Below are 11,245 nucleotides of genomic sequence, written 5' to 3'. Positions count from 1 at the left end.
CCCAACGTCGTACCCGTGCCGTGCGCCTCCACCACGTCCACATCGGACGGCCGCAACCCCGCATTCGCCAACGCCTGACGAATCACCCGCTCCTGCGACGGACCATTAGGCGCGGTCAACCCGTTCGACGCACCGTCCTGGTTCACCGCCGTCCCGGCCAGCACCGCCAGCACCTGGTGCCCCCGCCGCCGGGCGTCGGACAGGCGCTCCAGCAGCACCAGACCCGCGCCCTCGCCCCAGCTCGTGCCGTCCGCGGAGGCGGAGAACGGCTTGCACCGGCCGTCCGCGGCCAATCCGCGCTGCCGGGAGAACTCGGTGAAGCCGACCGGTGTCGCGATCACCGTGACGCCGCCCGCCAGCGCGAGGTCGCACTCACCCGCCCGCAGCGCCTGCGCCGCGAGGTGCATCGCCACCAACGACGACGAGCACGCCGTGTCGATGGACACCGCGACGCCCTCCAGCCCGAGCAGGTAGGCGATCCGGCCGGACACCACGCTGGTCGCCGCGCCGGTGCCGAAGTACCCCTCCACGTCGGAGGCCGCGCCCGCCCCGTACCCGGACGCCCAGATGCCGGTGAACACGCCGGTCCGGCTGCCCCGCAACGACGTCGGGTCGATCCCGCCGTGCTCGAACGTCTCCCACGCGGTCTCCAGCAGGACCCGTTGTTGCGGGTCCATCGCCAGCGCCTCGCGCGGCGAGATGCCGAAGAAGTCCGCGTCGAACCCGGCCACGTCGGTCAGGAACCCACCCGACCGGGTGTAGCTCGTGCCGGGGTGGTCGGGATCCGGGTGGTACAGGCGGTCCAGGTCCCAGCCCCGGTCGGTCGGGAAGTCGCCGATGGCGTCCACGCCGTCCACCACCAGCCGCCAGAGGTCGTCGGGCGAGGACACCCCGCCCGGCAACCGGCACCCCATGCCCACGATCACGATCGGGTCGTCGTCCACCGCCTTCGTCACGGGCGCGGCGACGTCGCGGCGGGTGCCCAGCAGCTCGTCGCGCAGGTGCTCGGCCAGGCGCACCGGGGTGGGGTGGTCGAACGTCAGCGTCGCGGGCAGCCGCAGGCCGGTGGCGACGCCGAGGCGGTTGCGCAGCTCCACGGCGGTGAGCGAGTCGAACCCGAGGTCCTTGAACGGCAGCCCGGTGTCCACGGCGTCCGGTGAGGCGTGGCCGAGCACGGTGGCGGTGTCGGCGGTGACGACGTCGAGCACGGCGGCCACCTGCTCGGCCGCCGGCAGCGACCGCACCCGGTCGGCCAGCGCGCCCCGGTGGACCGGCCGCCTGCCCGGCTTGCGGGTCACCAACCCGCGCAGCGCGGACGGCAGCACGGGCGTGCGGGCCAGGGCGGGCAGGTCCAGCGCGACCGGCGCGACGGCGGCCCGGTCGGCGGCCAGCGCCGCGTCGAACAGCTCCAGCGCGTGCCCGGTGGCCAACGGCACGACGCCGGCGCGGGTCAGGCGACTCCGGTCGGCGTCGGTGAGGTGCCCGGTCATGCCGCTGGACTCGGCCCAGTACCCCCAGGCCAGCGAGACGGCGGGCAGGCCGAGGGCGCGTCGGTGCACGGCCAGGGCGTCGAGGAAGGCGTTCGCGGCGGCGTAGTTGGCCTGTCCCGGGCTGCCGAGCACCCCGGCGGCGGAGGAGAACAGCACGAACGCGGCCAGGTCGAGGTGGCGGGTCAGCTCGTGCAGGTGCCAGGCGGCCCGCGCCTTGGGCGCGAACACGGCCTCCACCTGCCGCGGCGTCAACTCGGTGACCACGGCGTCGTCCAGCACGCCGGCCGCGTGCACCACCGCCGTCAGATCCGGGATCGACGCCACCAACTCCGCGACCCGACCACGATCCGACACATCACACGCGACCACACGCACATCCGCGTCCAACTCCGGCGGCACACCACCGCCACGACCCACCAACACCAACCGCCGCACCCCGTGCCGTACGACCAAATGCCGGGCCAGCGCACGACCGAGCGTCCCCAGTCCGCCGGTGATCAACACCGTGCCGTCGAGCACGGGGGGCAGGGCGAGGACGATCTTGCCGATGTGCCGGGCCTGGCTCATGTGCCGGAACACGTCCACCGCGTCGCGCACGCCCCGCACGTCGAGCGGCAAGGGGCTCAACACGCCGTCCGCGAAGGCCGCCACGGTGTCGGCCAGGATCTCGCCCAGCCGGGCCGGGCCGGCGTCGGCGATGTCGAACGCCGTGTAGTCGACGCCCTCGGGCGCGCGGATGTCCGTCTTGCCCATCTCCACGAACCGGCCGCCGGGCGCGAGCAGCCGCAACGACGCGTCCAGGAACTCGTCGGTCAGCGAGTTCAGCACCACGTCCACGGCTGGGAACCGCTGCTCGAACTCCAGCGTGCGCGACGACGCGATGTGGTCGTCCGCCAGCCCCAGGCCGCGCAGCACCTCCCACTTGCCGGGGCTCGCCGTGGCGAACACCTCCGCGCCCAGGTGACGCGCCAGCTGGATCGCCGCCATGCCGACGCCGCCGGTGCCCGCGTGGATCAGCACGCGGTCGCCCGGTCGGACGCGGCCGAGGTCGACCAGGCCGTACCAGGCGGTGAGGAACACGACGGGCACGGAGGCGGCGCGGGCGAACGACCAGCCGTCCGGGATCGGCGCGAGCAGCCGGTGGTCGGCCACCGCGACCGGCCCGAACGCGCCGGGCACCAGCCCGAACACCCGGTCGCCCGGCCGGAACCGGTCCACGCCCGGCCCGACGTCGAGCACCACGCCCGCGCCCTCGCCGCCCATCACCGCCTCGCCGGGGTAGACGTCGAGCGCGATGAGCACGTCGCGGAAGTTCAGCCCGGCCGCCCGCAGCGCGACCCGGACCTCACCGGGTCCCGGCGGCACGTCCGGTCGCGGCACGAGCGCCAGGTCGTCGATGCCGCCCGTGCCGACGTCCGCCAGCCGCCACGGGCCGTCCGGCGGGGTGAGCGCGCGGTCCACCCGGGTCAGGCGAGGCGCGAGCAGGACCCCCCGGCGCACCGCCAGCTCCGACTCGTCGGGCAGCGCGCCGTCCCACGAGTCGTCGGCGTCGACCAGCGCGAACCGGCCGGGTTGCTCGGCCTGGGCCGACCGCACCAGGCCCCAGACGGCGGCGTGGGCGGGGTCGACCACGTCACCGGGCACGGCCGCGACCGCGCCCCGGGTGACCACCGCCAGCCGGGCGTCGCCCCGGATCGCCGCCAGGACTTCCCGCACCGCGGCCAGGGCCCGGTCGGGCGCCTCGCCGGGAGGGGTGGACACGCGGTGCACGGTGTCCGCGACGGCGGTCCCGGTCACCGGCGCCCACGTGAGCTGGAACAGGTCGTCCGGGGCGTCGGCGACGGCCCGCACGGACAGCGACGCGACGGACGCCACCGCCACGCCGTCGAGGTCGGTGACCGACACCGAGTAGGTGTCGGGTCCGCCGGACAGCCGCACGCGCAGCGCGGTCGCGTCGGTCGGCCGGATCACCACGTCGGAGAAGGCGAACGGCAGCCGGGCGGGGCCGTCGGGGTGCAGCAACGCCACGGGGTGCAGGGCCGCGTCGAGCAGCGCCGGGTGCAGCGCGAAGCGCTCCCCGGCCGGCGCCTCCACCACGGCGTGCACGACGTCGCCGGCCCGCCACGCGGCCGTGACGCCCTGGAAGGCGGGGCCGTAGTCGTAGCCGAGGGCGGCGAAGGTGTCGTAGAGGGCGCCGACGTCGAGCGGTTCCGCGTGCGGCGGCGGGCTGGTGTCGGCGGCCGCGGGTTCGGGTGCGTCGCCCACGGTTCCGGTGGCGTGCCGGACCCACCCGTCGCGGTGGGAGTGCACGGTGACGGACCGGTTCCCGTCGTCGTCCGCCGGGCCGACGACGACCTGGAGCCGCACGGGGTCGTGGTCGAGGACGAGCGGTGCCTCCAGCACCAGCTCGCGCACCGCGGTCGCGCCGACCCGGGTCGCGGCGTGGGCGGCGAGGTCGAGGAACACCGTGCCGGGCAGCAGCGCCGCGCCGCGCACGGCGTGGTCGGCGAGCCACGGGTGGGTGGACAGCGACACCGCGCCGGTGAGGGCCGCGCCGCCGTCCGGCAGGTCCACCGCGGTGGTCAGCAGCGGGTGGTCGCCCGTCGCGGCGGCCGGGGTCGGGCGCAGCCAGAACGGCTGCCGCTGGAACGGGTAGGCGGGCAGGGTCGCGGGCGTGAGGCCGGCCGGGACCAGCGGCCGCCAGTCCACCTCGACGCCGCGGACGTGCAGGCGCGCGAGGGCCGCGCGGAACTCCTCCGGCTGCTCGCGCCGCAGGGTGCCGGTGACGAGCACGTCGGCGGTCCCGGCCGTCTCCGCCACCGCCGCGGTCAGCACCGGGTGCGGGCCGACCTCGACGAACACGCCGTGGCCGTGGTCGAGCAGCGTGCGCGTGGCGTGGTCGAACCGCACCGGCTCGCGCAGGTTGCGGTACCAGTAGGCGGCGTCCAGGTCGGCGGCGACCCCGCCGGTGACGGTCGAGTACAGCGGGACGGCGGCGGGGCGCGGGGTGACGCCCGCCAGGTCGTGGCGCAGCCGGTCGCGGAGCGCTTCGACCTCGACCGAGTGGGCGGCGTAGTCGACCGGGAGCGCGCGGGCGCGGACGTCGTCGGCGGCGCACGCGGCGAGCAGTTCCCCCAGGTCGTGGTCGTTGCCCGAGACGACGACCGTGCCGGGTGCGTTGACCACGGCGACGGTGAGCCTGCCGTCCCAGCGGTCCAGGTAGGACGCGGCCTCCTCCGGGGACAGCGCGACGGACACCATGCCGCCGCGCCCGGCCAGCGGCGCCAGGGCCTTCGCCCGCAGGGCGACGACCTTCGCCGCGTCCTCCAGCGACAGGATGCCGGCGACGTGCGCGGCGGCGATCTCGCCCTGGGAGTGGCCGACCACCGCGTCCGGGACGACGCCGTGCGACTTCCACAGCCCGGCCAGCGCCACCATCACGGCGAACAGCGCGGGCTGGACCACGTCCACGCGGTCGAGCGCGCCGTCGCGCAGGACGTCGACCAGCGACCAGTCCACGTGCGGGGCGAGCGCTTCGGCGCAGGCGTCGACGTGCGCGCGGAACACGTCCGACGTGGCGTACAGCGCGCGGCCCATGCCCGGCCACTGCCCGCCCTGGCCGGGGAACACGAACACCGTCCGGCCCGGCACGCTTGCCTCGCCGGTGACCAGGCCGGGCGCGCCGCGGCCGTCGGCGAGCGCGTCCAGGCCGGCGCGGTGGTCGGCCAGGAGGACGGCGCGGTGCTCGAACCGGGTGCGGTCGACCAGGGCCCGGCCGATGTGCGGGTTCGGCGCGTCGACCGCCCTGAGGCGTTCCGCCTGGGCGGCCAGGGCCGCCGCCGTGCGGGCGGACAGCAGCCACGGGACGTCCGCGTCCACTGTGGACGGCGGCTCGGGTTCGACGTGTTCGAGGATGACGTGGGCGTTGGTGCCGCTGATGCCGAACGACGAGACGCCGGCGCGGCGGGGCCGGTCGGTGTCGGGCCAGGGCGTCGGTTCGGTGAGCAGGGAGACGCGGCCCGCGGTCCAGTCGACGTGCCCGGTGGGCCGGTCCACGTGCAGGGTGCGCGGGAGCGCGCCGTGCCGCATCGCCATGACCATCTTGATGACGCCCGCGACGCCGGCGGCGGCCTGGGTGTGGCCGAGGTTCGACTTGACCGACCCGAGGCGCAGGGGTTCGGTCCGGTCCTGGCCGTAGGTCGCGAGCAGGGCCTGGGCCTCGATCGGGTCGCCGAGCGCGGTGCCGGTGCCGTGCGCCTCGACCGCGTCCACGTCCGCAGGCTCCAGCCGGGCGTTCCCGAGGGCCTGCCGGATGACGCGTTCCTGCGCGGGTCCGTTGGGTGCGGCCAGGCCGTTGGACGCGCCGTCCTGGTTCACCGCGCTGCCGCGCACGACGGCGAGGACGCGGTGGCCGTTGCGGCGGGCGTCGGAGAGGCGTTCCAGCAGCAGCAGGCCCGCGCCCTCGGCCCAGCTCGTGCCGTCGGCCGCGTCGGCGAACGCCTTGACCCGGCCGTCCGGGGCGAGGCCGCGCTGCCGGGCGAACTCCACGAACCCGGCCGGGGTGGCCATGACCGTGACGCCGCCCGCCAGCGCCAGCGCGCACTCCCCGGCCCGCAGCGCCTGCGCGGCCAGGTGGATCGCGACCAGCGACGACGAGCAGGCCGTGTCCACCGACACGGCCGCGCCCTCCAGCCCGAGCAGGTAGGACACGCGGCCCGAGGTGGTGCTGGTGGCGATGCCGGTCGCCAGGAACCCCTCCAGGTCCGGCGGCGGCTGGGCGGCGTAGCCCGACGACCACACGCCGGTGAACACGGCCGTCCGGCTGCCGCGCACCGAGGTCGGGTCGATGCCCGCGTGCTCGAACGTCTCCCACGCGGTCTCCAGCAGCACGCGCTGCTGCGGGTCCATGGCCAGCGCCTCACGCGGCGAGATGCCGAAGAACCCGGCGTCGAAGCCCGCGCCGTCGGCGAGGAAGCCGCCCGACCGCGCGTAGGTGGCGCCGGGCCGGTCCGGGTCGGGGTCGTAGGGCACGTCCCAGCCGCGGTCGGTCGGGAAGTCGCCGATCGCGTCCACCCCGTCGGCGACCAGCCGCCACAGGTCCTCCGGCGACCCGACGCCGCCGGGGTAGCGGCAGCCCATGCCGACGATGGCGATCGGTTCGCGGGCGGCCTCCTCCACCTCGGCCAGGCGCTTGCCCATGACCCGCAGGTCGGCCGTGGCGCGCTTGAGGTAACTGCGGAGCTTCTCTTCGTCGGCCATGACAGCTACTCCCCCGCGGTGCGGTGCTCGCCCGATCGGATGACCTGGGTCCGGCGGTGTTCGTCGTCGAGGATGTTGAACAGCTCGTCGTCCGTGGCGTCGGCCAAGTCCTCGTCCTCGACGCGCTTGGCGGTCCACGACGCGAGCAGCGCCTCCAGGCGCGCGGCGACCGCGTCGTGGTCCACGTCCCGCGCCCGGTCCAGAGTGGACTTGAGCTGGTCCAGCTCGGCCAGCAGCGGGTCGGGCGCGGACGCGGCCAGCCGGTCCCGCAGGTGGTCGGCGACCCGCGCGGGCGTCGGGTGGTCGAAGGTCAGCGTGGCGGGCAGCCGCAGCCCGGTGGCCGCGTCGAGCCGGTTGCGCAGCTCTACGGCGGTCAGCGAGTCGAACCCGAGGTCCTTGAACGCCCGGTCCGGGCCGACGGCGTCGGTGGACGCGTGGCCGAGCACGGCCGCCACCGCGCGCCGGACCAGGTCCAGCACGTCCGGGGTCGCCTCCGGGCGCGGTCGGGCCGCGGTGCGCAGGAGGGTGGGCAGGTCGCCCGCGCGGCGGTCGAGCCGGACGGGCACGAACGCGGGTTCGCCCGCCGTGAGGGCGGCGTCGAACAGGGCCAGGGCCTCGTCGGTGGCCAGCGGCAGCACGCCCGCGCCGGCGATGCGGCGGCGGTCGACGTCGGTGAGCTTGCCGGTCATGCCGCCGCTCACCGCCCACGGCCCCCACGCCAGGGACACGGCGGGCAGCCCGTTGGCGTGCCGGTGCGCGGCCAGGGCGTCGAGGTAGGCGTTCGCGGCGGCGTAGTTCGCCTGCCCCGGCCCGCCCAGCACGCCCGCGGCCGACGAGAACAGCACGAACGCGTCCAGGTCGCGGGTCAGCTCGTGCAGGTGCCGGGCCGCGTCCGCCTTGGGCCGCCAGACCTCGGCGAACCGCTCCGGCGTCAACGACTGCACGACCGCGTCGTCCAGCACGCCGGCCGTGTGCACGACCGCCGTGACGGGGTGGTCGGCCAGGAGCCGGGCCACGGCGTCGCGGTCGGACACGTCGCAGGCGACCACCGCGACCTCCGCGCCAGCCAGGTCGGCCAGCAGTTCGGCCACGCCGGGGGCGTCCGGGCCGCGCCGGCTCGCCAGCACCAGGCGGGTGACGCCGTGGCGGGCGACCAGGTGGCGGGCGACCGCGCCGCCGAGCGCGCCCGTGCCGCCGGTGACCAGGACCGCCCCGCCGGGGCGGAGGGTGGAGGGCAGGGGCGTGACGACGGCCCGTTCGAGCCGGGGCACGTGGACCCGCCCGGCCCGGACCGCCAGTTGCGGCTCGTCGCCCGCGGTGGGCGGCGGGTCGTCGGTGTCGGTGTCGACCAGCGCGAAGCGGCCGGGGTGCTCGGCGGCGGCGGACCGGACCAGGCCCCAGACGGCGGCGGCACGCGGGTCGGTCACGTCCTCGCCGTGCACCGACACCGCGCCCCGGGTCACCACGACCAGCCGGTCCGCGGTGTGGTCGTCGGCCAGGAACTCCCGGACCACCCGCAGGGTCTCGACCGGGTCGGTGGCGTCGTGGCGGTGGTCGCTGTCGGCCGGCGGGGTGTGGTCGCCTTCCACTTCCGGCCAGGCGACGCGGTAGAGGGTGTGCGGACGGGCTCCGGTCGCGGTGGGGCGCAGGGTCAGCGACGCGATCGTGGCGACCGGCTCGCCGGCCGGGCCGGCCAGGTCGACCCGGTAGGTGTCCGGCGCCGTGGCGGACAGCCTCGCCTTGACCGCGGTGCGGCCCGGCGTCCAGACCGTGACGCCGGAGAACGAGAACGGCACCTTCGCCCGGTCGTCCAGGACCGTCACGGCCTGGAGCGCGGCGTCCAGCAGCGCGGGGTGCAGCGCGCACCGGTCGCCGTCGCCGGGCAGCTCGACGTCCGCGTAGAGGTCGTCGCCGGCGCGCCGGACCGCCCGCAGCCCTCGGAACGTCGGCCCGTACTCGAACCCGGTGTCGGCCAGCGCGTCGTGGAAGCCGTCGAGGTCCACCGGTTCGGTCGCCGGCTCGGCCCAGGGTGCGGGTGGCTCGTCGCCCGGTCCGAGGCGGCCGGTGGCGTGCCGCACCCATTCGCCGTCCGCCTTGGAGTGCACGGTGACGGTGCGCCGACCGTCCGCGTCCGGAGCCCCGACCGCGACCCGCACGTCCACCGCGCCGGGCAGTGCCAGCGGCGCTTCCAGCGTCAGCTCCTCGACCGCCGGGCACCCCGCCTCCCGGCCGGCCCGCAACGCCAGCTCCACGAACGCCGCGCCCGGCAGCAGCGCCGAGCCGAGGACGGTGTGCTCGCCGAGCCACGGCCGGGTGGCCGGGGACAGGTGGCCGGTCAGCACGACGCCCTGGTCGTCCGGCAGCTCCACCACCGCGCCGAGCAGCGGGTGGTCGGCGTCGTCGAGCCCGGCGCCGGCGACGTCGGTCGCCTCGGCGGCGACGAGCCAGTACCGCTCGCGCCGGAACGGGTAGGTGGGCAGGTCGGCGTGCGCGGAGGGCAACGTCCACTCCCCGCCCTCGACCCACAGCTTGCCGAGTGCGGCGAGGAGTCGTTCGGGCTCGTCGTGGTCGCGGCGCATCACACCGTTCGACACGAGCGTCGGGTGCGGCCCGATCTCCAGGAACCGCGTCACCCCGTTGGCCCGCAACCACTCCACCGCGTCGCCGAACCGCACCGCGTCCCGGGCTTGGCATACCCAGTACGCCGCGTCCAACACCACACCCGCGGAAGGGTCCCCCACCAGGGGATCCCTGTTTTTCACGCTACCCGACCCCACCGACAAAACCGACGACACGAACGGGATCTGTGGATGGCTGAACGACAAGCCCTCCACCACCCGCGCGAACTCGCCCAGCATCGGCTCCATGTGAGCCGAGTGGAACGCGTGGCTCACCGCCAACCGCCGCGTCTCCCGACCCAGCGCCTGCCACCGCTCGGCGACCTCACCCACCGCCGCCTCGTCACCGGAGATCACCACGGCATCCGGACCGTTGACCGCCGCGATCTCCACCCCGCCGGGCAGCGTCTCCAGCACCTCGGCCTCGCCGGCGCGGATCGACACCATCGCCCCACCAGCCGGCAACTCCTGCATCAACCGACCACGTGCCAACACCAACGCACACGCGTCCTCCAGCGACAACACCCCGGCGACGTGCGCGGCAGCGACCTCCCCCACCGAATGCCCCACCACGTAATCCGGCCGAACACCCAACGACTCCACCAACCGGTACAAGGCGACCTCGACCGCGAACAACGCAGGCTGTGTGAACCGGGTCTGGTCCAGATCCACGTCCCACAACGACACACCGAGCAGCCCGCACACCTCGTCCAACACACGAGCGAACACCGGGTACGCGCCGTGAAGCCGCCGCCCCATGCCCTGCCACTGCGAACCCTGCCCCGAGAACACGAACGCGGTCCCACCGGTCCGCGCCTCCCCGATCGGCGCGTCACCGCGGGCCAACGCGTCGAGGTCCGCCCCGAGCCGGGCCGGGTCCGTGAGCGCCGCCCGGAAGGGCAACCGCGCCCGCGTCGCCAACGCCGCGCCGACCACGGGGTCGCCGGCGAACTCGCGCAACCGGACCGCCTGCGCCCGCAACGCCTCCGGCGACCGCGCCGACAACAGCCACGGCACGTCGCCCGCCACCTCGACCGGATCGGCCGCCGGGGCCTGCTCCAGGATCACGTGCGCGTTCGTGCCGCTGATCCCGAACGACGACACACCGGCCCGCCGGGGACGGTCGACCGCGGGCCAGGGCACGGCCTCGGTGAGCAACCGGACATCACCGGTCCCCCAGTCCACGTGCGTGGTGGGCCGGTCGACGTGGAGCGTGCGCGGCAGCGAGCCGTGCCGCATCGCCATGATCATCTTGATGACGCCGGCGATCCCCGCCGCGGCCTGCGTGTGGCCGAGGTTCGACTTGACCGACCCCAACCACAACGGCTCCGAACGATCCTGCCCGTACGTCGCCAACAACGCCTGCGCCTCAATGGGATCGCCCAACGTCGTACCCGTGCCGTGGGCTTCGACCGCGTCCACATCGGACGGTGACAAACCCGCGTTCGCCAACGCCTGACGAATCACCCGCTCCTGCGACGGACCATTAGGCGCGGTCAACCCGTTCGACGCGCCGTCCTGGTTCACCGCCGACCCGGCCACCACCGCCAACACCCGATGACCCCGCCGCCGCGCATCCGACAACCGCTCCAGCAGCACGAGCCCCGCGCCCTCGGACCAACTCGTGCCGTCCGCCGCGTCGGCGAACGACTTGATCCGCCCGTCCGCCGCCAACCCGCGCTGCCGCGAGAACTCCACGAACCCGGAGGGCGTCGCCATCACCGTGACGCCACCGGCCAACGCCAGGTCGCACTCACCCGACCGCAACGCCTGCGCCGCCAAATGAATCGCCACCAACGACGACGAACACGCCGTGTCCACCGACACCGCCGGACCCTCCAACCCCAACAGGTACGACACCCGACCCGACGTCACACT

Annotated in this window: 2 protein-coding genes; both read right to left on the bottom strand. The window is 75.5% G+C overall.

From position 1 onward, the window contains the following. Positions 1-6,749, bottom strand: a 6,749-nt coding sequence (locus ACWEFJ_RS38730) for an SDR family NAD(P)-dependent oxidoreductase (protein WP_449716853.1), incomplete at its 3' end; no start/stop codon positions are given. A 5-nt stretch (positions 6,750-6,754) separates the two neighbouring features. Then, on the bottom strand, positions 6,755-11,245 hold a 4,491-nt coding region (locus tag ACWEFJ_RS38725), incomplete at its 5' end, for a type I polyketide synthase (protein ID WP_449716852.1).

Source organism: Actinosynnema sp. NPDC004786 (assembly GCF_053601135.1).
The sequence above is the reverse complement of the archived record's forward strand: the minus strand, read 5'-3'. Positions and strand labels throughout refer to the sequence as shown.